Genomic DNA, 22,341 nt, shown 5'->3' on the forward strand with positions numbered 1-22,341 from the left:
CCATGTCTCACATTCAGATCACCGGCCTGTCCAAGAAATACGGCAGCACCGCCGTGCTGCGCGATGTTCACCTCGGCATCGGGGAGGGCGAGTTCGTCGTGCTGGTCGGGCCGTCCGGCTGCGGCAAGTCGACGTTGCTGCGCGCCATCGCCGGGCTGGAAACCACCGACGGCGGCAGCATCGCGTTCGATGGCGAAGCGGCCGACCATCTGCCGCCGCAACAGCGCCGCCTGGCCATGGTGTTCCAGAGCTATGCGCTCTATCCGCACATGACGGCGCACGACAACATGGCCTTTGGCTTGCGCGAGCAACGCCAGAGCGAGGCGCTGATCGCGCAGCGCATCGCCAAGGCCTCGGCCGCATTGCACCTGGACGACTACCTGGACCGCTATCCGCGCCAGCTCTCGGGTGGCCAGCGCCAGCGGGTGGCGATGGGGCGGGCCATGGTGCGCGAGCCGAGAGCCTTCCTTTTCGACGAGCCTCTGTCCAACCTCGATGCGCAATTGCGCGTGCAGATGCGCGCCGAGATCCGTGCGCTGCAGCGGCAACTGGGCACGACCACCGTCTACGTCACGCACGACCAGGAAGAGGCCATGACCATGGCCGACCGGATCGCGGTGCTGCGCGCCGGCCGCATCGAGCAGGTGGGCGACCCGTTGACGCTTTATGACGAACCCGCCAACGAGTTCGTCGCGCGTTTCATCGGCTCGCCGCCCATGAACGTGGTCGATGCCCGGTGGACGCAGGGCCAGTTGTCGCTGGGCGAGGGCATTCGCCTGCCGGCGCCCCCTGGTTCAGCCGGGCGGCACGACGAGGCGGTGCGCCTTGGCATCCGGCCCGAACACCTCGTGCTCCAGACCGGCGAGGCGTCCTTGTCTCCCGAAGCACCGCTGCTTCGGCTGCGCGTGTCCGCCGTCGACTACCTCGGCTCCATCACCGAGCTGCACGGCACCGTGCCGGGCGCGTTCGATGCCAGCCCCTGGCTGGCGCGGCTCGCCGGACGCCACCGCGCCACGGCGGGCGAGGAGGTGACGCTGACCTGGAATCCCTCGCACGCCCATTTGTTCAACCCCGAATCGGGCGCACGCCTGTCCATCGCAACCCAGGCCGCAAGGCCCTCGCATCGCCATGAGCACTGAAACCATCCTCGCACCTCACACGAGCAGCGCCACGACCACCGCCGCGTGGACCCCTTACGAGCATCCCGCGCTGGCGCAGAAGTTCCGGCCCGTCTTCCAGCGCATCGCCGAGACGGCGCTCGCGCGCGAGCGCAATCGCCAGTTGCCCTTCGAGCCCATCACCTGGCTGAAGCAGGCCGGCTTCGGCGCGGTGCGCGTGCCCGTGGAGCACGGCGGCGGCGGCGCATCCATTCCACAGCTCTTCCAGCTGCTGATCGAGCTCGCGGAGGCGGACTCCAACGTACCGCAAGCATTGCGCGGGCACTTCGCATTCGTGGAAGACCGCCTCAATGCGCCGCCCGGCGAGGCGCGCGACGTGTGGCTGCGCCGCTTCGTGAAGGGTGAACTGGTCGGCAATGCCTGGTCCGAAGTCGGCGCGGTGGCCATCGGCGACGTCGGCACGCGCATCTCGCAAAAGGACGGCCGCTGGGTGGCCAACGGCCGCAAGTTCTACAGCACCGGCAGCATCTTTGCCGACTGGGTCGACCTGTATGCGCGCCGCGCCGACAACGATGCCGATGTGACGGCGGCAGTCAGCACCCACCAGCCCGGCGTCGTGCAGCACGACGACTGGGACGGCTTCGGCCAGCGCACCACCGGCAGCGGCACCTCGGTGTACGAGAACGCCCACATCGACGACGAGAACGTGTTCCCGTTCGAGACGCGCTTCAAGTACCAGACCGCGTTCTATCAACTGTTCCATCTCGCCACGCTGGCGGGCATCGGCCGCGCCATCGAGCGCGATGTGGGGCACGAGGTGCGCAACCGCCAGCGCATCTACAGCAGCGGCAACGCACAGCATGTGAGCCAGGACGCGCAGATCCTTCAGGTCGCGGGCCAGATCTCGGCGCTGGCCTATGCCGCAGAGGCCACGGCGCTGCGCGCGACGCTGCCGGCCCAGCGGGCTTACGAGGCGCGCCTGCACGGCGACGAGGCGGCGGAGCGGCAAGCCAACATCGATGCCGAGATCGAATCGGCGCAGGGGCAGATCGTGGTGTCCGAGCTGGTGCTGCGCGCGGGTTCCGATCTCTTCAATGCGCTCGGCGCCTCGGCTGCGAGCACCTCCAAGTCGCTGGACCGGCACTGGCGCAATGCGCGCACGGTGTCCTCGCATAACCCGGTTGTCTACAAGGCGCGCATCGTGGGCGACTGGAGCGTCAACGGCACCGAGCCGCCCTATGTCTGGCAGATCGGCAGCGGCCCCGGCCGCAAGACCTGATCCGCATCGCGTTCTCCCGTCAGTCCGTTCATTCCCCTTTTTTGGAGTTCACCATGACCACCGCAACCCTGGACCGCCCCCGCGTCAACACCCCCGAGCCGTTTGCGCCGCGCCCGCGTCCTGCGCAACCGGCCCATGTCATCCGCGACGATGCCGAGGCTGTGTCCGTGGCCCGGCGCCTGGCCGCGGAGTTCGGCTCCGAGTCGGCGCTGCGCGACCGTGACGGGCTGTTGCCGTTGGCCGAACTGGATGCCTATTCGCAGAGCGGCCTCTGGGGCATCACCGTGCCCAAGGCGTACGGCGGCGCGGGCGTGTCCTTCGCCACGCTGGCGGACGTGATTCGCATCGTGGCGGAGGGCGACTCGAGCATCGCCCAGATCACGCAGAACCACCTGGCGCTGGTGGGCCACATCGACCTCGACGGCACGCCTGAGCAGAAAGAAGAGCTGTTCGGCCTCGTGCTGAAAGGCATCCGCTTCGGCAACGCCTTTTCCGAGAAGAACAGCAAGAACGTCGCCGCGTTCGAAACCACGCTGGTGTTCGACGGCGACGACGTGGTGATCAACGGGCAGAAGTTCTACACCACCGGTGCGCTGCTCTCGCACATCGTGCCCATCGTGGCGGTGGACCCGGTGGAGGGCAAGGGCTACCTGGCCTTTGCCGAACGCGATGCGCCGGGCCTCACGGTGCACAACGACTGGTCGAGTTTCGGCCAGCGCACCACCGCGTCGGGCTCCATACAGATCGCCAATGTGCGCGTGCCGCGCAGTCGCCTCTTGCCTGTGGCCGCATTCGACCGGCCCACCGCGGCCGGCGCGATCTCGCAGATCATCCAGGCCGCCATCGATGCGGGCATTGCCGCCGCCGCGATTGCAGAGACCATCGCCTTCGTGCGCACCCGCAGCCGTCCGTGGATCGACAGCGGCAAGGAAACTGCGGCCGAAGACCCGTTCATCATCAGCGCGATCGGCGACCTGACGCTGCGCCTGCACGCCGCCGAGGCCTTGCTGGAACGCGCGGGCCGTGCCATCGACCGGGCGCTGGCCGACCCCGAAGAGAGCCTCGTCAACGCCGCCACCGTGGCCACGGCCGAGGCCAAGGTGTTGACGACCGAAGTGGCCATCAACGCCTCGAACAAGCTCTTCGAACTGGCGGGCACGCGCTCCACGCTGGCCGAACACAACCTCGACCGCCACTGGCGCAATGCGCGCGTGCACACGCTGCACGACCCGGTGCGCTGGAAGTACTACCACTTGGGCAACTACCAGCTGAACGGCGTGCACGTGCCACGTCACGCCTGGAGCTGAAGAGAAGAGATTCGCGCATGACCAAGACCATCCGCTTCAACGCCTTCGAGATGAACTGCGTGGCGCACCAGTCCCCGGGGCTGTGGGCGCATCCACGCGATCGATCCTGGGAATACAAGGACCTGACCTACTGGACCGACCTGGCGAAGGTGCTGGAGAAGGGCCTCTTCGACGGCATCTTCATCGCGGATGTCATCGGCTACTACGACGTGTACAAGGGCGGCAACTACCACGCGCTGCAGCAGGCGGCGCAGATCCCGGTGAACGATCCGCTGCAGCTGGCGGCGCCCATCGCCATGGTGACCGAGCACCTGGGCATCGGCATCACGGCGTCGACCTCGTTCGAGCACCCCTACACCTTTGCGCGGCGGCTCTCCACGGCCGACCACCACACCAAGGGTCGCCTGGGCTGGAACATCGTCACCTCCTACCTGGAGAGCGGCGCCAAGAACATCGGCCAAGGCGGGTTGCGCAAGCACGAGAACCGCTACGAGGTCGCGCAGGAATACGTGCAGGTGCTCTACAAGCTTTTCGAAGGCAGCTGGGAGAGCGATGCCGTCGTGCGCGACCGGCGCACCGGCATCTTTGCCCACCCCGAGAAGATCCATGAGATCGGACACAAGGGCGAGTACTTCGACGTGCCCGGCTATCACCTGTGCGAGCCTTCGCCGCAGCGCACCCCGGTGCTCTACCAGGCGGGGGCATCGGGCCCGGGCAAGGCCTTTGCCGCACAGCATGCCGAGTGCGTGTTCGTGGCTGCGCCGAGGCAATCCACGCTGAAGAACTACGTGCGCGAAGTGCGCGAGCAAGCCGCGGCGGCGGGACGCGATGCGCGCAAGCTGCTCATCTACAACCTCGTCACGGTGATCGTGGACGAGACCGATGCGAAGGCACAGGCCAAGTTCGAGGACTACAAGCGCTACGTGTCCTACGACGGCGCGCTGGTATTCATGTCGGGCTGGACCGGCATCGATTTCGGGCAGTACGCGCCGACCGATCTGGTGCGGCGCGTGGAGACCAACGCCATCGTCTCGGCCATCGAGCATCTGGCCGGCGGCGACAAGGCCTGGACCATCGAGGAGCTCGCAGTGTGGGGCGGCGTGGGCGGCATGGGGCCGGTGTTCGTCGGGTCCGCGAGCACGGTGGCCGACATCCTGCAGCAATGGGTGGAAGAGACGGATGTGGATGGCTTCAATCTGGCCTACGCCGTGGCGCACGAGACCTTCGAAGACGTGGTGACGCATCTCGTGCCCGAGCTGCAGCGCCGGGGCGTGTACCCCAAGGCCTATGCGCCGGGAACGCTGCGCGAGAAGCTCTTCGGCCAGGGACCGTTGCTGCCGAACAGCCATCCTGCGCATCGCTACCGCGACATCGAGCGCGTCAAGCGTGAGGAGGCGCAGGCCGCGCAGGTTCGCGCGGCCGTGCCGCAATCGAAGGCGCCGGAGCCGCTCGCACAACCGGGCTGATACGAGTTCGCGGTTAATCAACCAGAACCGTTCGGACTGAGCTTGTCGAAGTCTTGCGCGGCGCTTCGGCAAGCTCAGCGTGAACGGATTGATTTTCTTGAACGCGTTTCCGCATCAAAGCTTCGCGCATGCGCATGCGCATGCGCATTGCTGAAAGAGCAGCAACCCCTGGCCGTATTGCTGCCTGGCGTTCATGCGATGCGCGCATACCGATCTGCTTCAAACAACTATGGCGGCAGCGCTGCTGATCCAGCAGCAATCCAGCCGCAGCCTGCTGCCGATCCAGCATGCGCGAAAGCAGTCATTTCGCTCTAACTCGTTGATTCATAAGGCCTCGCGAAGTGGCACGCCATTCGCTTATATGCAATGTGCCGCGAACGGGTCGCAGCTTCCAAACAAAGGTCATATCAACATGAGTCGAAAACTGAAAGTCGTTGCCGTCTCCGGCAGCCTGCAACGTCCCTCGCGCACGCTGGTGCTGGTCGATCAGTTGCTGGCCGCGCTCGCCGATGAAGTCGCCATTGATGCGCGCGTGATCTCGCTCGGCGAGATCGGCCCGCAGTTTGCCGGCGTGCTGTATCGCAACCAGTTGCCCGCGGCCGTCGAGGAGAGCATTGCGGCCATCGAGTCCGCCGACCTGTTGATCGTGGCGAGCCCGGTGTACCGCGGCTCGTACACGGGGCTCTTCAAACACCTGTTCGACTTCGTTCATCACGAGGCGCTGACCGACAAGCCCGTGCTGCTCGCGGCCACCGGCGGCAGCGACCGCCACGCGCTGGTCATCGACCACCAGCTGCGCCCGCTCTTCAGCTTCTTCCAGGCGCGCACGCTGCCCATCGGCGTCTACGCAGTCGAGAAGGACTTCGAGGGCTACGAGATCGCCAACCCGGCCCTGCGCGAACGCATCGCGCTGGCCGTGGCGCGCGCCGTGCCGCAGTTGCGCGATGCCTCGCCGGCCGCCGCACCCGTCATCCAGAAGTCTGCGCCCGTGGCGCTGGCCGCCTGAAGCCCATTCGACCTTTACAGAGAGAGCCTTGCCATGAGCCAACCGTCTTCCACCACCGCCCCCGTCAAGTTCGCCTACTGGGTGCCCAACGTCAGCGGCGGTCTCGTGGTCAGCACCATCGAGCAGCGCACCGACTGGAGCCTCGAATACAACCAGCGCCTTGCGCTCGCGGCCGAGAAGGCCGGCTTCGAATATGCGCTGAGCCAGATCCGCTTCACCGCGGGCTATGGCGCGGAGTACCAGCACGAGTCGGTGTCCTTCAGCCAGGCGCTGCTGCATGCGACCACCAAGCTCAAGGTGCTGGCCGCGATCCTGCCCGGCCCGTGGAACCCGGCCGTGGTGGCCAAGCAGATCGCCACCATCGACCACATCTCCAACGGCCGCATCGCCATCAACGTGGTGAGCGGATGGTTCAAGGGCGAGTTCCAGGCCATCGGCGAGCCGTGGCTGGAGCACGACGAGCGCTACCGCCGCTCCAACGAATTCATTCGCGCGCTCAAGGGCATCTGGACGCAGGACAACTTCACCTTCAAGGGCGATTTCTACCGCTTCACCGACTACACGCTGAGCCCGAAGCCGGTGCAAAAGCCGCACCCCGAAATCTTCCAGGGCGGCAGCTCGCGCGCTGCGCGCGACAACGCGGCCAGCGTGTCGGACTGGTACTTCACCAACGGCAACACGCCCGAAGGCCTGAAGGTGCAGATCGACGACATCCAGGCCAAGGCCGCGGAGAACGGCCACACGGTGCGCATCGGCGTGAATGCCTTCGTGATCGCCCGCGACACCGAGGAAGAGGCCAAGGCGGTGCTCGCCGACATCATCAGGCACGCCCATGTCGAGGCGGTGCATGCCTTCGGCGACGCGGCCAAGCAGGCCGGCAAGTCGTCGCCCGAAGGCGAGGGCAACTGGGCCAAGTCCACGTTCGAAGACCTCGTCCAGTACAACGACGGTTTCCGCACCAACCTCATCGGCACGCCGCAGCAGATTGCCGAACGCATCGTGGCGCTCAAGGCCATCGGCGTGGACCTGATCCTCACCGGCTTCCTGCACTTCATCGAAGAGGTGGAGTACTTCGGCGAGAAGGTGCTGCCGCTGGTGCGCAAGCTTGAAGAAGCCGAGCAGGGCGCGAATGCCGGCAAGCACAGCAAGCCGGCGCTGGAAGCCGTCGCGTGAGTCTTGCGATGCCCGATCTTTTCTTCGAGGCGGGTCCGGTCTCGCTCGGTGTCGACCCGGTGGTCTTCATGCCGGCGGGACGCGCGGCACCGGCCGGGAAAGACACGGGCACCTCGGCCGTGCTGCGGCTGGAGGGCATCGACCTCAGCTTCGGCGGCGTCACCGCGCTGTCGGGCGTGGACCTGTCGATTGCCAAGGGCGAGATTCGCGCCGTCATTGGACCGAACGGCGCCGGCAAGAGTTCGCTGGTCAATGTCATCAGCGGGCTGTACCGGCCCGACCGTGGGCGCGTGTGGATCGGCGAGCGCAGCTTTGGCCATGTGCCGACAGCGCGGCTGGCCAGGCTGGGCATCGCGCGCACCTTCCAGAACCTCGCGCTCTTCAAGGGTTTGAGCGTGCGCGACAACGTCGTGCTGGGCCGCGTCGATGCGGCGCGCTCCACCTTTATCGAACAACTCATCGGCCTCGGCCGCGCGAGGCGTGAACGCGAGGATGCGCGTGCGCGGGCCGACGCGATCATCGGGTTTCTCGGGCTCGGCGCCGTGAGCGAGCGGCCGGCTGGCACGCTGGCCTACGGCCTGCAGAAGCGCGTGGAGCTCGCGCGTGCGCTGGTCGCGGCGCCGCAACTGCTGCTGCTCGACGAACCGATGGCCGGCATGACCGTCACCGAGAAGAGCGAGCTGGTGCATTTCGTGCGCGCCGCGCGCGACGAGTTCGGCACCACCATCCTCCTCATCGAGCACGACATTGGCGTGGTGCTGGGCCTGTCGGACCGCGTGGCCGTGTTCGACCACGGCATCAAGATCGCCGACGGCACGCCGGCCGAGGTGCGCAGCGACCCGGTGGTGATCGATGCCTACCTGGGCGTGGCCCACGAGGAGCAGGGCACATGAGCGCTATTTCTTTCTCCCTCTCCCCTTGGGGAGAGGGTGGGGGTGAGGGCAGGGGCCTTCGCATGCGCGCCGCTTTTGCCATCGTCGTCGGCCCTCACCCCAGCCCTCTCCCCAAGGGGAGAGGGAGCAACAGCCGCAATGCGAACAACGAGGTAGCCCAATGACCGCCGCCGACCTCAGCTTCTTCGCTGAAGTGCTCATCGGCGGCCTGCTTTCGGGCGTGATGTATTCGCTCGTGGCCATCGGCTTCGTGCTGATCTACAAGACATCGGGCGTGCTCAATTTCGCGCAGGGCGCGCAGTTGCTTTTCGCCGCGCTCACTTTCGTGAGCCTGGTGGAACGCGGCGTGCCTTTTGCGCTCGCATTGCTGCTCACGTTCGCACTCATGGTGCTACTGGGCCTTGCCATCGAGCGCACCGTGCTGCGCCCGCTGGTGAACCAGCCGCCGATCACGCTCTTCATGGCGACGCTGGGCCTCTCGTACGTGATCGAGGGCGTCGCGCAGCTCGTGTGGGGCACGCAGGTGCACGCGCTGGAACTCGGCATCGCGGACGAGCCGCTGCAGTTCCTCGGCATCATGGTCTCGACCTTCGACCTGTTCGCCGCCGCAACGGCGGGCGTGATGGTGGCGGCGCTCTCGGCCTTCTTCCGCTACACCCGCGTCGGTCTCGCGTTTCGCGCGGTCGCGGACGACACCTATGCAGCGATTGCCGTGGGCCTTCGGCTGCCGCGCATCTGGGCCACGGTGTGGGCCGCGGCCGGCGTCATCGCGCTGGTGGCCGGGCTGCTGTGGGGGGCGAGGCTGGGCGTGCAGTTCTCGCTCTCGCTGGTGGTGCTGAAGGCGCTGCCGGTGCTGGTGCTCGGCGGCTTCGATTCGATCCTGGGTGCGATCGTCGGCGGGCTGGTGATCGGCGCGCTCGAGAAGCTGGCCGAGGTGTACATCGGGCCTTTCGTGGGCGGCGGCATCGAGAGCTGGTTCGCGTATGTGGCGGCGCTGGCCTTCCTGCTGATCCGGCCAAGCGGGTTGTTCGGGCAGAAACTGGTGGAGCGCGCCTGAGCCATGCGTACCGTTCCCGTACCTCCATGGACCTGGCCGCTGACCGTGCTGGTCATCGCCTTTGGTGTCATGCCTTTCGTCGCGTCCGGCTATGTGTTCGACGCGCTGTTGATCCCGTTCCTTGCGCTGTCGCTCGCGGCCGTCGGGCTCAATTTGTTGACCGGCTACGCGGGCCAGCTTTCGCTGGGTACCGCGGCCTTCATGGCGGTCGGCGCCTTCGCCGCCTACAACTTCAACCTTCGGGTAGAAGGGCTTCCGCTGCTCGTGAGCATCGGCCTCGCGGGCCTTGCCGCCACGGCAGTCGGCCTGGTGTTCGGCCTGCCGAGCCTGCGGCTGCGCGGCTTCTACCTCGCGGTGTCGACGCTGGCCGCGCAGTTCTTCGTGCAATGGGCGCTCACCAAGTTCAGCTGGTTCAGCAACGACAACGCCTCGGGCGTGATCGATGCGCCCGCGCTCGAAGTGGCGGGCATCGTGTTCGACACGCCGGTGGGCCGCTACATCTTCTCGCTGGTCGTGGTGACGGTGCTCACGCTGCTGGCGTGGCGCCTCGTGCGCACGCAGACCGGCCATCACTTCATCGCCGTGCGCGACAACGAACTGGCCGCGCGTGTCATCGGCGTGCCGGTGTTGCGCACCAAGCTGCTGGCGTTCGCGGTGTCGTCGTTCATCGTCGGCGTGGCGGGGGTGCTGTGGGGTTTCGTGTACCTGCGCACCGTGGAGCCGGCGGGCTTCAACCTCGACCGCTCGTTCCAGATCCTCTTCATCGTGATCATCGGCGGGCTCGCCACGATCCGCGGCGCCTTCTTCGGCGCGGCGCTGATCGTGGTGTTTCCTCTGCTGCTCTCGCGTGTGGGCAGCTTTCTTTTCGGCGGCTGGTTCGACTCGGGCGTGCTCGACATGAGCCAGCGCATCGTGCTGGGCGCGCTGATCATTTTCTTTCTCGCCGTGGAGCCGCAGGGGCTGGTCGCCCTGTGGGACCGCGCGCGCAAGCGGCTCGTGCCGGCCTGAGCGCATTCCTTTCCGTTTTCCTTCGCATCTATCCCAACAGCCTTCATCACCATGTCCTTCCTCAAGCACCTGAAAACCGCGGCCCTTGCGGCCGTCTTGTCCGTGGCCGGCCTGCAGTTCGCGCATGCCGACGGCAACGAGCAGTTCTTCCCGCTGCAGAGCTACCGCGTCGGTCCTTACGCGGCTGGCGGCACGGGCTTCTTCGGCGGCTTCATCGACTACCTGAACCTCGTCAACACGCGCGACGGCGGCGTGGGCGGCGTCAAGCTGACCTGGGAGGAGGGCGAGACGCAATATGAAGTGGAGCGCGGCGTGGAGGTGTACGAGCGCCTGAAGCAACGCCCCGGCATCGCGACATGGAACCCGCTGTCGGTCGGCATCGCCTATGCGCTCATCGACCGCGTGACGGCCGACAAGGTGCCGCTGCTCACCATCAACCACGGCCGCACCGACACCACCGACGGCCGCGTGTTCAAGTACATCTTTCCGCTGCTGCTCAACCCGTACAGCGAGACCTCGGGCATCGTGAACTACATCGCGGGCAAGGAGGGCGGCACCGACAAGCTCAAGGGCAAGAAGATCGTGGTGCTGTATCACGGCTCGCCCTACGGCAAGGAAACGATCCCGGTGTATGAACTGCTCGCGAAGAAGTACGGCTTCACGCTGCAGCAGATCGAGGTGCCGCACCCGGGCAACGAACAGCAGTCGCAGTGGCTCACCATCCGCCGCACCAAGCCCGACTACGTGGTGCTGCGCGGCTGGGGCGTGATGAACCCGGTGGCGCTCAAGACGGCGCAGAAGACGGGCTTTCCGGTCGACCACATCGTGGGCAACGTGTGGTCCAACTCCGAGGAAGACGTGATTCCGGCGGGCGATGCGGCCAAGGGCTACGTGGCCATCACCACGGTGGCGGCCGGCGCGCAGTACCCGGTGCTGCAGGACATCACGAAGATCGTCTACGGCGCGGGCAGGGGCAACCTGCAGGACACCAAGCGCATCGGCAGCGTCTATCACAACCTCGGTGTGCTCAACGGCATCCTGAACGTGGAGGCCATCCGCATCGCGCAGGCGAAATTCGGCAAGCGCACGCTCACCGGCGACGAGATCCGCTGGGGCCTGGAGAACCTGAAGATCGACGAGGCGCGCGCCGCCGCGCTCGGCGCCAAGGGCCTGTTCCATTCGATCAACGTGACCTGGGACAACCACGAAGGCGACGGCCGCGTGGCCTTCCAGCAATGGGACGGCAGCAAGTGGAACGTGGTGTCCGACTGGATCGCACCCGATTGGAAATTGCTGCGGCCGATCATCGAGAAGTCGTCGCTGGCCTACGCGAAAGAGAAGAACGTCAAGGTGCGCAAGAGCATCGATGACTGAGCAAGGCCGAGCCGCAACGCGACTCGCAGGAAGGCCACTGCAATGATCACGCCCCTGCTGCGCATCGAGGCCGTCGAGGCGGCCTACCAGCGCTCGATTGCCGCGCTGCACGGGGTGAGCCTGGAGGTGCGCGCCGGCGAAATCCACGCGCTGCTCGGCGCCAACGGTGCGGGCAAGTCGACCACGCTCAAGGCGGTGTCGAACCTGCTGCCGGCCGAGCGCGGGCAGGTCACGGCCGGGCGCATCGTGTTCGACGGGCACGACACGGGCCGCACCAGCCCGGCCGACCTCGTGCGGCTGGGCCTGGTGCAGGTGCTGGAGGGGCGGCATTGCTTTCGCACGCTGACGGTGGAAGAGAACTTGCTGACCGGCGCGCTCGGTCGCAGCGCGCGGCGTTCGGAAGCTGCCGAAGACCTCGCAAAGGTCTATGCGATCTTTCCGAAACTGAAGGACAGGCGAAAAACCCCGGCCGGCCTCTGCTCCGGCGGCGAGCAGCAGATGACGGCCATCGGCCGTGCACTGATGTCGCGGCCCCGCTTGCTGGTGCTCGACGAACCCTCGATGGGGCTCGCGCCGCTGGTGGTGCGCGACATCTTCGAGCAGTTGCGGCGGCTCAACCGCGAAGAGGGCCTGTCGATCCTGGTGGCCGAGCAGAACTCCACCGTCGCCCTGCAGTACGCCGACCGCGCCACGGTGCTCGATGCCGGCGTGGCGGTGCTGGCCGGCGACGCACAGGCGTTGAGCCAACGCGCCGATATCCAGTCGTTTTACTTCGGCGAAGGCGTTGCGGCCGGCGCGCGCTCGAATCGGTAGAACAGGTTGGGCTCTGACAGCAGATAGAGCTTGCCGTCGGAGTCTAGGGGGCTTCGAAAGCGGCGGGATGCCGCTCGATGATTGCGTGTCGTCGTGCGCAACCTGTGCCTGGCGAATCCGCTGTTGCGGTGTAGCGAAGGCCGCTGACCGGGCCTTCGCTACGGCTACTTCACTGCGTTACTTGACCGCGGTCGGTGCTGCTGAACTGCCACCGGCGCTGGCAACACTGGGTGCCAGCTTGCTCTGGACCTTGTCGGGGAAGGTGTACATGCCGCCAGAAGCCGGATCGACGATCAGCATGCCCAGCAGGCCTCCCAGCATGATGTTGGCAACGTACCAACCGCTGACCTGGCTGTCGACATGCTGCGAGGCATCCGCGAAGCCGTCCTTTTTCATGTTGACCGTGTAGGCCTCGGACTTGAAATACCCCGCGCCACGCTTGAGCGTGACCGTGGAGGGCGTCGTGCCGGTGTGCACTGCTTCGCCCGCCCGGTTGGTGATCGTGAGCGCGGCGCCTTCGGGGGCGCTGCTGAAGGCGACTGGCTGCGTCGTGCCGTTGAAGATGCTGGCGCAACCACTGAGGCACACCACGACGGCAGCGGCCACCGCTGCTTGAGACAAACGGATCATTTCTACTCTCTCCCTGAGGAACTTATTGGGGCCGCAATGCTATCCAGCTTTACAGGGGGTCCTGCTGCACTTTCACTCGGCCTGGTAAAAATAGCTTCGCGTCTACCGCTGCGCGCAAGACCTCGCCGCCCTCACACCGGCTCTGGCCACGGCGCCTGCGCCCCGCGCACGGACTCGTAGAACGCAGCCATCTGCAGCACGCCCAGGTCGTCGAACCGGCGCCCGGCGATCTGCAGGCCAATGGGCAGGCCGCTCGCAGCGTAGCCGCAATTGATCGATGCCGCGGGCTGCTCCGACTGGTTGAACACCGAGGTGAAGTGCGAGTCCTTCAGTGGATTCTCCGGACCGCTGTTGATGGCCTCCGCCGCGAAGGGCAGCCCCGGCGACACGGGCGACAGCACGTAGTCGTACGGCTGCGTGGCGGCGACGGTCGCCGCACGCAACGCCTGCATGCGCGTGAAGGCCCGGAAGGTTTCCTCGGGCGAGAGCGAGCCCGCGTACTCGCCTGCGGCATGGATGTAGTCGGCCGCGAGCTTGGCGCGTTCCGGCGGCATGGCGGCCAGGTCGACGCGGCAACGCATGGTGAAGAAATGCGCCATGCCCATGCGCATGTCCAGCGTGGTCCAGTCGGTGAGCGGCTCCACGATGGCGCCGGCCTGCTCAAAGACGCGCGCGGCGGCCAGCACGGCTTCTTTCACCTCGGGGTCGATCGGCCAGCCGCCCGTGGTGTCGGTCCACAAGCCGATGCGCAGGCCCCGCACGTCGCGGCCCAGGTACTCCCATGCGATGTCTTGCGCCGGCAGGCTCATGTAGTCGCGTGGATCGGGGCGCGAGACCACCTTCATCAGCAGCGCGGCGTCGGCGACGGTGCGCGTCATGGGGCCGATCACGCGTGCGGCGGCCGGCGGGTCGACCGGAATCCGCCCGTGGCTGGGCTTGAGCCCGAACACGCCGCAGAAGTTGGCGGGAATGCGCACCGAGCCGCCGATGTCGGTGCCCAGATGCAAGGGGCCGTAGCCCGCAGCGGCGGCGGCACCCGCACCGGAGCTGGAGCCCCCCGTGTTCTTGCTGAGGTCCCACGGGTTGCGCGTGAGCGCATGAAAGCTCGACGGGGCTGCGCCCAGGAAGCCGAAGTCCGGCATCGTCGTCTTGGTGACGATGACCGCACCCGCTTCGCGCAGGCGCGCGGCTGCAGGCGCATCCGCTGCGGCAGGCGACAGCACCGTGGCGGCGCTGCCGATCGGCGATGGCGTGCCGCGCGTGGCGATGTTTTCCTTGAGCGTGACCGGCACGCCGTCGAGCTCGCCTTGCGGCGCGCCTTGGTTCCATCGTGCTTCGGAGGCCCGGGCCGAGGCCAGGGCGGCTTCGGCATCCAGCCCGTAGGTGGCGTGGATGCTCGGCTCCCAGCGTTCGATGCGCGCCAGCACGGCCTTCGTCACGTCGACGGGAGAGAGGGTGCGGGCGCGATAGCGCTCGAGCAGTTGAACGGCGCTGAGGGCGTACAGGGGTGTGTCCATGATGTTGTTTCTTCTTGCGGGTCGAGGATGTTGTTGATCGGAGCCAGTGGTCGATGCGCGCGCATCAGCCCTGGCCGAATGCGTAGCCCTGACCAGGGGCTGCGGCCAACAGGGAGCGGGTGTAGGCCTCGCGCGGCGACAGCAGCACGTCGCGCGCGGTGCCTTGTTCGACGATGCGGCCCTTGTGCATGACGATCAGCCGGTCGCAGATCTGGCTGGCCACGCGCAGGTCGTGCGTGATGAAGAGGATGCCGATGGACAGGCGCTGCTGGATTTCCGCGAGCAGCTTGAGGATCTGGTCCTGCACGGAAACGTCGAGCGCCGAGACGGCTTCGTCGGCAATCAGCACCTGGGGTTCGCAGGCCAGCGCGCGCGCGATGCACAGGCGCTGCCGCTGGCCGCCGGAGAATTCGCTCGGATAGCGATGCAGCACCTCGGGCTTCAGCCGCACCAGGTCCATCAGCTCCTCGGCGCGCTTCCAGGCCTTCTCGGGAGAAAGGCCGAAATTCACCGGCCCCTCGATGATCGATTGCCCGACCGTGCGGCGCGGATTCAGCGAGCGGTTCGGGTCCTGGAACACCACCTGCACCATGCGCCGGAATGCCGAGAGCCGTGCGCGCGGCGCGTGCTGCGCTTCGAGGTGAGGCACCCAGACCTCGCCGCCGGTCGGCTCGATCAGCCGCGCGATGCAGCGCGCCACGGTGGATTTGCCCGAGCCCGACTCGCCCACGATGCCCACGGTTTCGCCGGCATGGAGCTGGAGCGACACGTCGGTTGCCGCATGCACCGTGCGGCGCTTGCCGGGCCACGAGCCGGAGCGGTAGGTCTTGGTCACGCCGCGCGCGTCGAGCAGCGGCGGTGCATCGGCGATGGGAGGGCGCGAGGCGGGTTCCAGGCGTGGCACGGCATCGAGCAGCATGCGCGTGTAGGGCTCCTTCGGCCGGCGCAGCACGTCGTCCTTCGCACCACTTTCGACCTGGCGACCCAGTTGCAGCACCACGACATGGTCCGCAATGTCCGCGACCACGCCGAAGTCGTGCGTGATGAACAGCACCGCCGTGCCGTTCTCCTGCTGCATCTCGCGGATGAGCGACAGGATCTCGGCCTGCGTGGTCACGTCCAGCGCGGTGGTCGGCTCGTCGCAGATCAGCAGCGCGGGGCGCAGGATCAGCGCAATGGCAATCACGATGCGCTGCCGCTGTCCGCCCGAGAGCTGATGCGGGTAGGCGTCGTAGATGCGTTCGGGCTCGGGCAGCTTGACGCGCGCGAAGATGGCCAGCACCTTCTGCTTGCGCTCCGAGGCGCCGAGTGAAGTGTGTTCGGCCAGTATCTCGTCGACCTGCGCGCCGCAGCGCATCACCGGGTTCAGCGCCGTCATGGGCTCCTGGAACACCATGGCCATGCGGGCGCCGCGCCATGCGCGCAGGCGCGCGGCGTCGGCCGCAAGGACGTTCTCGCCCAGCACCTCGATGCGTCCACCCGAGGGCTTGAGCGCGTCGGGCAGTAGTCCCATCACGGCCTGGGCGATCACCGATTTGCCGGAACCCGATTCGCCCAGCAGGCACACGACCTGGCCGGGCATCACGTCGAAGGAAACACCGTGTACGGCATGCGGCCGGTCCGCGCCTTCGGGCAGGTCGATGCACAGGTCGCGCACGACAAGGCAGGGCGATCCGGCGGCGGGCCGGGGAGTGGAAAGAAGCGTGCGTGCCATGGTCAGCTCCCGCGCTTGTTGAACTTGGGATCGAGCGCATCGCGCAGGCCGTCTCCCAGCATGTTCACTGCCAGCACCGTGGCCGCGAGAAAGACGCCGGGCAGCAGCACGGTCGACGGGTGCGATGTGAAATACGCGCGGCCCTCGGACATGATGTTTCCCCAGGTCGGCACGTCGGAAGGCAGGCCGATACCGAGGAACGACATCACCGCCTCCGCCAGCATGGCCGCCGCGCAGACGAAGGTGCCCTGGACGATCAGCGGCGCCACCGTGTTGGGGAGGATGTGGCGCAGCATCAGCTTCCAGGCGGGCGTGTCCAGCGCGATGGCTGCCTCGACATACGGCTCCTCGCGAACCGACAGCACGACCGAGCGCACGAGTCTTGCCACGCGCGGTGTCTCGGGAACGACGATGGCGAGGATCACCGTCCACAGGCTGGGTCGCCAGACCGCGACGAGCACGATGGCGAACAGGATGCCGGGGATCGCCATCACCCCGTCCATCACCCGCATGATCGTGCCGTCGAGCCGGCGAAAGTAGCCCGCGACCATGCCCACCAACATCCCGAGCGCGATCGAGCCCAGCGCGACCGCCACGCCCACCGACAGCGAGATGCGCGCACCGTAGGCCGTGCGGCTCCAGATGTCGCGACCCATGCTGTCCGTGCCCATCGGGAAGAAGCGCTGGAAGCTGTCGCCGGCCAGCGTCGTGAATTCGGCATGCGCGCCCGGCGACAGGTGCGAGTTGGCCGGGTCCATGGCGTTGGGGTCGATGGTGTAGAGCCATGGCGCCGCGACCGCCAGCACGACCATGAGGCACAGGAGCACGCTGCCCATGCGCACGGCGCCGTTCGCGAAGACGCGGCGCAGGAGGGAGGGCTTGCGATGGCGGCGCGGCGCTGCCGTCGTCGCGTCCACCGGTGGAGAAATCGAAGTCATGGAAAGGGTCTCCGAAAGAAGATGGCCGCGTGCGTCAGTAGCGGATGCGCGGATCGAGCAGCAGGTAGCTCAGGTCCACCAGCAGGTTCACGACCACGTAGACGAGCGAGAAGAAGAGGGTGATGCCCTGGATGAGCGGGTAGTCGCGCGAGAGGACGGCGTCCACCGTCAGTTGGCCCAGCCCCGGTATGGCGTAGATGGTTTCGGTCACCACCACGCCGCCGATGAGGCCGGCCACGCTCAGTCCGATGATGGTGGCGATCGGCACGGCCGCATTGGCCAGCGCGTGGCGAATCAGCATGCGCCGCTCGGAGATGCCCTTGGCGCGCGCGGTGCGCACGTAGTCTTCGGTCAGCGCCTCGGAAACCGCGGCCCGCGTGACCCGCGCGATCAGCGCCGCATACATCACGGCCAGCGTGACGCAGGGCAGCACCAGGTTGCGCAGCCACGGGCCGACGCCTTCGCCGATGCGGTTGTAGCCCTGCGATGGCAGCCAGCCCAGCTGCATCGAGAACAGCCAGATCATCAGGTAGCCCGCAACGAACACCGGCACCGAGAAGCCGAGGACCGACGCGCTCATGATGAAGCGGTCGAGCCGGCCGCCGCGCCGCGAAGCCGCCAGCACGCCCAGCGGCACGGCGATGAGCACGGTGAGCACGACGGTCACGGCAGCCACCGACAGCGTGGGCTCCAGCCGTTGGCCGATCAACTCGGTCACGCTCATCTTGTAGAAGTAGGAATAGCCCAGGTCGCCGCGCAGCACGTGGCCAAGCCATCCGAAGAACTGGCTGACGACCGGTGCGTCCAGGCCGAGTTGGGCGCGAATGCGTTCGATGTCCTGCACGCTGGCCGCGTCGCCCGCGATGGCGGCAGCCGGATCGCCGGGCGTCATGCGCAGCAGGAGAAAGACGATGACGGCCACGATCAGGAGCACGGGCACGGTGGCCAGGCCGCGCCGCAACAGGAAGTTGAGCATGTGAGAAGGTCTCGTTCGAGCGGTTGAACAGCTGACGCGGGCAAAGGAAATCCCCGACCGGTTGCAGCGGGTGCAACCGGCCCAGCGCCTCGGTGAAAGAGGTGAGAGCGTCGGCCTACTTTTTCCGCACGTTCCAGTACAGAACGGCGGGCGATGGCAGCAATCCGCTCACCACGCCGCGGCGCACGGCAGTGGGCGCCTTGCCTTCGCCGAGCGGCGCGATCACGCCGCCTTCGAGCGCGCGCAGCTGGATCTGCGTCGCGATGTCCTTGCGCTGCGCGATGTCGGCCGTCTCGATGAACCGCGTCTTCAGCTTTTCCAGTTCGGGATCGACGGGCCAGCCGAAGTAGCCCTGGTCACCGTTGCCGGTCAGTGCGCCGTAGGTGATGGGGCTGCTGGCATCCACGCCGCCCCAGAAGGTGATGAAGGCATTCCAGCCACCGTTTTCCGGCAGGTCTTTCTTGGTACGGCGCGTCACGAGCGTGGCCCAGTCGGTGGTCTGCACGTCCACGTTGAAGCCCACCTGCTTGAGCAATTGTCCGTAGACCGCCGGCATCTTGTTCAACGCCGGCGCATCGCCCGGCAGCAGGATGACGACAGGCTTGCCGTCGTAGCCCGATTCCTTCAGCAGCTTGCGGGCCTCCTCGAACTGCGGCTTGCCGGTGAAGAAGCCCGTCTTGTCGCTCGCATAGATCGAACCGCACAGGTAGATCGAGGTGCAGGGCTTGTAGAAGTCGCGGAAGGTGGCCTGGGCGCGCAGCATTGCTTCCTGGTTGATGGCGAGCATGGCGGCCTTCAGCGCCTTCGGGTTGTTGAAGGGTGCGACCTTGTGGTTGTAGATCACGGTGAACGGGCCTGCGGGCATCACGTCCACCAGCTCGATCTTCTGGTTGGTGCGCATGTCGGTGTAGCCGGAGGAGGGCACGGTCTCGAGCATGTCGACCTCGCCGTTGAGCAGGGCGTTGACCTGCGTTTGCGGGTCGCGCAGCAGCACCCATTCGACGCGGTCCACATTCACCACCTTGCCGCCCGCGAGGCCCGAAGGCGCCTCCTTGCGCGGAACGTAGGCGGCGTTCTTGCGATAGATCACGCGGTCGCCGGGGCGAAAGTCTGCCTTGGCGAGCGTGAAGGGGCCGGAGCCGATCATTTCTTCGATCTGCTTGTCGGCGGGCGTGTCGGCCACGCGCTTGGGCATGATGAACGGCACCAGCGGATTGGGCTTGCCCAGCGCATCGAGCACCACGCCGAAGGGCTGCTTGAAGTTCATGCGGAAGGTGTTGGGGCCTTCCGCGGTGATGCTGTCCATGGCCTCGTACATCTTCTGGCCGAGCGTGTCGCGCTTGGCCCAGCGAGCGAGCGAGGCGATCACGTCCTGCGAGGTGACGGGCGCGCCGTCATGGAACTTCAGGCCCGGGCGCAGCGTGAAGGTCCAGACCTTGTTGTCGGGGCTTGCGGTGTATTTGTCCACCATCTGCGGCTTGATCGCGCCCTTTTCGTCCATGCCGAAAAGGGTGTCGTAGATCATGAAGCCATGGTTGCGCGTGATGTTGGCGGTGGTCCAGATCGGGTCGAGGATCTTCAGGTCCGACGAAGGCACGGTGCGCAGCACGGTGTCTGCGGAGGCCGTGGCCGAGAATGCGAGGGCCAGTGCCGGCAGGGCGGCCGCGAATGCGCGGCGCAGCGAGAGTGGAATAGCCATGAAGCCTTACTTCTTTCGGGAGGTGCCAGAGGGAGGTGTTGAAGAGGAATCCGCAGACTTGCTTTCGCGCAACTGGGTCAGCAGAAATTCGAAGATGTCGCGCGAGCCGGCTTCCGCTTCGATGATCTTGTGCAGGATGCGGTGCAGCGTGGCGACCTCGGTCGCGCTGAGGCAATCGAGAAAGCGCGCTTCCATTTCCTTCCCGATGGGCTCGGCCTGCAGCACGAGGTCGATGCCGGTCTGGGTCAGGCACAGGTGGATCTGGCGGGCGTCTTCACTGCCGATCTGGCGCTGCACCAGTTCGCGTTGCACCAGCGAGCCCACGAGCTTGGAGACCAGCGTCTTCTCGATGCCGCAGGTCTGCACCAACTGGCCCATCGTGATGCCGGGTGCGCCGCCGATCATGCGAAGCAGTCGCACGTCGCGGATCGACAGGCCGACTTCGATCTCGTAGATGCGGGAACCACGGTCTCTCGTTCGCTCGGAGGCCAGGTCGAGCAGGACGTTGATGTAGTCGGTTTTCAGTTCGAGTGGTGCGTGCATGGCCGGATGAGAGAAATCTTCAATAGTTGAAGTATTCAACTATCTGGGGTGCTTATGCAAGTGCCGGGCCAGGTGACGAGGGAAATCACCTACGAGCGATGCTGTCGAGGGGAAGACGGATGAGGCGCTGCTTGTGATGAGGCCAGGGCGATCACATGGCTGGGGTCATGAGGCACGTGCCTGGTGCGGCGCGTGCACCAGAATGCCGGCACTTGGCGGTAGAGCCCGAGGTTCAGTCTGCGCTCGACTCGAACGCCGTCCGCTGCGCACGAATCCCCTGCGCAATGTGGTCCATGAAGGCCTGCACACGCCGTGTGTGGCGCAAATTGGGATGGGTCAGCAGCCACAGGTCCGTGGACGCCGACCGGGGAATGCTGGCCACGGCAACCAGCAACGTCGATGCGCGCCCGAGGAATCTCGGCAGCGCGGTGGCGCCCAGATCGGCTTCGGCGGCCTGGCGAAGCGCAATGAAGGAGTTGAAGGTGTGCAGCACGTGCGAAGGCGCCAGGTTCTCCTTCAGCCAACGGGCGATGGGTGTGCGCGACAGCGATTCGTCCGGCATGAGCCAGGCCATGTCCCTGGGCAACCTGGCGGTGTTCTGCGACAGGTAGAGCGGGGACGCATAGACGGAAAAATCGAGACGGCACAGCCTGAGGCCTACCAGCGAATCCGGCGGCTCGATGGAAGGGCGAAGCGCGATGTCGGCTTCGCGTTTCTCGATGTCGAGCACCGCGCTGCCGACGGAGGTCTGGACCTTGATGGCGGGAAACTGCTTGTGAAACGACTCCAGGAGCGGCATGACTGCCGCAGCGAAAAGTGCGTCAGTGGTCGTGAAACGGATTTCTCCTTCCATTTCCGAACCCTGCGCGTCCACGAGGCGCTGCGTCTTGGTCACCTGGGCTTCGACGAATTCGGCCAGCTCGAAGATGACCCGGCCCTCTTTCGTCAACTCGTGCCCGCTGGTCGTGCGGCCAAAAATCTTCAACCCGAAACCGGCCTCGACTCCCTGGATTCGCCGCAAGACGGTGGCATGCGAGATCCGCAGCGCACGGGCTGCGGCGGCGGCCGATCCGTTGCGCACGGCGGCCAACACATAGCGCAGATCGTTCCAGTCGAGCTTGTTCATTTGTGTGAATTGGGTTTGCAGAAATGGCGGTTCACAGCATGCGGACCGCCCTTCAACATCGAGGCATCTTTTAACTCGAAATTCCTGAATGAAATACCGTTCAACCCTCGCTGCTGCGCTCGCAGCCATCGCTTTGTTTCCTGGGTTTGCAATTGCGGGCTGGGAGATCGAGCCCACGCACACCAACGTCACCTTCGAGGTCGATCATCTCGGCTTGACGAAGACGCCGGGCCAGTTCCGAAAGTTCAGTGCCGACGTCTTTCTCGATGAACAGCAGATCGAGAAATCGCGCGTCAACTTCACGGTCGATGCCCACTCGATCGACACCCTGGCGACCGTGCGAGACAGCGAATTGCGCCGTGCGGCCTGGCTGGATGCCGAGCAACATCCGAACATCACGTTCGTCTCGAAGACGGTCAAGCGCTCGGAAGATGGGCGCATCGTCATCTCGGGCGACTTGACGATTCGAGGCAAGACGCTGCCGGTGGATTTCAATGCCCGGTTGACGGACATCATCAACAACCCGTTCCTCAAGATTCCGTCGGTGGGCTTGGTGGCGACGGCACGCATCAAGCGAACGGATTTCGGCATGACCAAATTCCTGCCGGCCGTTGCCGACGAGGTCGAATTGCGGCTGCAGACAGAGCTCAATAAGAAGCCGTGAGCCGGGAGGAGCGCGTACCGGTCGAGGCGGTTGCCCGGTA

At 66.2% G+C, this 22,341-nt stretch carries 22 protein-coding genes; 12 read left to right on the top strand and 10 right to left on the bottom strand.

What is annotated here, in order from left to right; all coding sequences use genetic code 11:
- Positions 1 to 2: 2 nt before the first annotated feature.
- From NU688_RS04995 to NU688_RS05010, 4 genes are read left to right on the top strand one after another with little or no spacing between them, the layout of a single operon-like run.
- On the top strand, positions 3 to 1,139 hold the full coding sequence (locus tag NU688_RS04995; RefSeq protein WP_257859423.1) for an ABC transporter ATP-binding protein: 1,137 nt from the start codon (positions 3 to 5) through the stop codon (positions 1,137 to 1,139).
- Positions 1,129 to 2,397, top strand: coding sequence for an acyl-CoA dehydrogenase family protein (locus NU688_RS05000; protein WP_257859424.1), 1,269 nt, complete (start codon positions 1,129 to 1,131; stop codon positions 2,395 to 2,397). The genes NU688_RS04995 and NU688_RS05000 overlap by 11 nt, the downstream gene beginning before the upstream one ends.
- Positions 2,398 to 2,450: 53 nt before the next feature.
- On the top strand, positions 2,451 to 3,704 hold the full coding sequence (locus tag NU688_RS05005) for an SfnB family sulfur acquisition oxidoreductase (protein WP_257859425.1): 1,254 nt from the start codon (positions 2,451 to 2,453) through the stop codon (positions 3,702 to 3,704).
- 17 nt (positions 3,705 to 3,721) lie between these two features.
- On the top strand, positions 3,722 to 5,170 hold the full coding sequence (locus NU688_RS05010) for an LLM class flavin-dependent oxidoreductase (RefSeq protein WP_257859426.1): 1,449 nt from the start codon (positions 3,722 to 3,724) through the stop codon (positions 5,168 to 5,170).
- Positions 5,171 to 5,183: 13 nt separating this feature from the next.
- Here the strand turns inward: NU688_RS05010 and NU688_RS05015 are convergent, their stop codons facing one another.
- Positions 5,184 to 5,459: a hypothetical protein gene (locus tag NU688_RS05015; protein ID WP_257859428.1), complete on the bottom strand. Its 276-nt coding sequence runs from the start codon at positions 5,457 to 5,459 to the stop codon at positions 5,184 to 5,186.
- Positions 5,460 to 5,582: 123 nt separating this feature from the next.
- On the opposite strand from NU688_RS05015, the gene msuE reads away from it, so the two are divergent.
- The 7 genes from msuE to NU688_RS05050 all read left to right on the top strand — a co-directional run bounded on the left by msuE (position 5,583) and on the right by NU688_RS05050 (position 12,494).
- Positions 5,583 to 6,176 carry an FMN reductase gene (gene msuE, locus NU688_RS05020; RefSeq protein WP_257859429.1) on the top strand — a complete coding sequence of 198 codons (594 nt, stop codon included), beginning with the start codon at positions 5,583 to 5,585 and terminating at the stop codon, positions 6,174 to 6,176.
- Positions 6,177 to 6,209: 33 nt separating this feature from the next.
- Positions 6,210 to 7,349, top strand: a complete 1,140-nt coding sequence (sfnG, locus tag NU688_RS05025) for a dimethylsulfone monooxygenase SfnG (RefSeq protein WP_257859430.1) — start codon at positions 6,210 to 6,212, stop codon at positions 7,347 to 7,349.
- 8 nt (positions 7,350 to 7,357) lie between these two features.
- Entirely contained in the window at positions 7,358 to 8,242 is an 885-nt protein-coding gene (locus NU688_RS05030; RefSeq protein WP_374684615.1) for an ABC transporter ATP-binding protein, read from the top strand.
- Between the two features lie 160 nt (positions 8,243 to 8,402).
- The gene (locus tag NU688_RS05035; RefSeq protein WP_257859431.1) at positions 8,403 to 9,299 is read left to right on the top strand and encodes a branched-chain amino acid ABC transporter permease; all 897 of its coding nucleotides are present in this window, start codon (positions 8,403 to 8,405) and stop codon (positions 9,297 to 9,299) included.
- A 3-nt stretch (positions 9,300 to 9,302) separates the two neighbouring features.
- Positions 9,303 to 10,307 carry a branched-chain amino acid ABC transporter permease gene (locus tag NU688_RS05040; RefSeq protein ID WP_257859432.1) on the top strand — a complete coding sequence of 335 codons (1,005 nt, stop codon included), beginning with the start codon at positions 9,303 to 9,305 and terminating at the stop codon, positions 10,305 to 10,307.
- A gap of 51 nt (positions 10,308 to 10,358) precedes the next feature.
- Positions 10,359 to 11,681, top strand: a complete 1,323-nt coding sequence (locus NU688_RS05045; protein WP_257859433.1) for an ABC transporter substrate-binding protein — start codon at positions 10,359 to 10,361, stop codon at positions 11,679 to 11,681.
- Between the two features lie 42 nt (positions 11,682 to 11,723).
- A complete protein-coding gene (locus NU688_RS05050; protein ID WP_257859434.1) occupies positions 11,724 to 12,494 on the top strand; it encodes an ABC transporter ATP-binding protein in 771 nt (256 codons plus the stop codon).
- Here the strand turns inward: NU688_RS05050 and NU688_RS34040 are convergent.
- From NU688_RS34040 to NU688_RS05090, 9 genes are all read right to left on the bottom strand, one after another.
- Positions 12,449 to 12,595, bottom strand: a complete 147-nt coding sequence (locus NU688_RS34040) for an SdiA-regulated domain-containing protein (RefSeq protein ID WP_374684616.1) — start codon at positions 12,593 to 12,595, stop codon at positions 12,449 to 12,451. The two genes, NU688_RS05050 and NU688_RS34040, sit on opposite strands and share 46 nt — an antisense overlap.
- A gap of 76 nt (positions 12,596 to 12,671) precedes the next feature.
- Complete coding sequence (locus tag NU688_RS05055; protein ID WP_257859435.1) at positions 12,672 to 13,124, bottom strand: hypothetical protein; 453 nt, start codon at positions 13,122 to 13,124, stop codon at positions 12,672 to 12,674.
- A gap of 131 nt (positions 13,125 to 13,255) precedes the next feature.
- Positions 13,256 to 14,641, bottom strand: a complete 1,386-nt coding sequence (locus NU688_RS05060; RefSeq protein ID WP_257859436.1) for an amidase — start codon at positions 14,639 to 14,641, stop codon at positions 13,256 to 13,258.
- A 64-nt stretch (positions 14,642 to 14,705) separates the two neighbouring features.
- A complete protein-coding gene (locus tag NU688_RS05065) occupies positions 14,706 to 16,355 on the bottom strand; it encodes an ABC transporter ATP-binding protein (RefSeq protein ID WP_257859437.1) in 1,650 nt (549 codons plus the stop codon).
- Positions 16,356 to 16,357: 2 nt separating this feature from the next.
- A complete protein-coding gene (locus NU688_RS05070; protein WP_257859438.1) occupies positions 16,358 to 17,293 on the bottom strand; it encodes an ABC transporter permease in 936 nt (311 codons plus the stop codon).
- Between the two features lie 34 nt (positions 17,294 to 17,327).
- Positions 17,328 to 18,269, bottom strand: a complete 942-nt coding sequence (locus NU688_RS05075; protein ID WP_257859439.1) for an ABC transporter permease — start codon at positions 18,267 to 18,269, stop codon at positions 17,328 to 17,330.
- 115 nt (positions 18,270 to 18,384) lie between these two features.
- The gene (locus NU688_RS05080; RefSeq protein ID WP_257859440.1) at positions 18,385 to 19,968 is read right to left on the bottom strand and encodes an ABC transporter substrate-binding protein; all 1,584 of its coding nucleotides are present in this window, start codon (positions 19,966 to 19,968) and stop codon (positions 18,385 to 18,387) included.
- 6 nt (positions 19,969 to 19,974) lie between these two features.
- Complete coding sequence (locus tag NU688_RS05085; protein ID WP_257859441.1) at positions 19,975 to 20,511, bottom strand: MarR family winged helix-turn-helix transcriptional regulator; 537 nt, start codon at positions 20,509 to 20,511, stop codon at positions 19,975 to 19,977.
- 232 nt (positions 20,512 to 20,743) lie between these two features.
- The gene (locus NU688_RS05090; RefSeq protein WP_257859442.1) at positions 20,744 to 21,766 is read right to left on the bottom strand and encodes a LysR family transcriptional regulator; all 1,023 of its coding nucleotides are present in this window, start codon (positions 21,764 to 21,766) and stop codon (positions 20,744 to 20,746) included.
- Between NU688_RS05090 and NU688_RS05095 the strand changes: the two genes are divergently transcribed.
- Positions 21,726 to 22,301 carry a YceI family protein gene (locus NU688_RS05095; protein ID WP_257859443.1) on the top strand — a complete coding sequence of 192 codons (576 nt, stop codon included), beginning with the start codon at positions 21,726 to 21,728 and terminating at the stop codon, positions 22,299 to 22,301. The two genes, NU688_RS05090 and NU688_RS05095, sit on opposite strands and share 41 nt — an antisense overlap.
- The last annotated feature ends 40 nt before the right edge of the window (positions 22,302 to 22,341 follow it).

Origin of the sequence: Variovorax sp. ZS18.2.2 (assembly GCF_024701975.1) — a bacterium.
Classification (GTDB): Bacteria; Pseudomonadota; Gammaproteobacteria; order Burkholderiales; family Burkholderiaceae_C; genus Variovorax.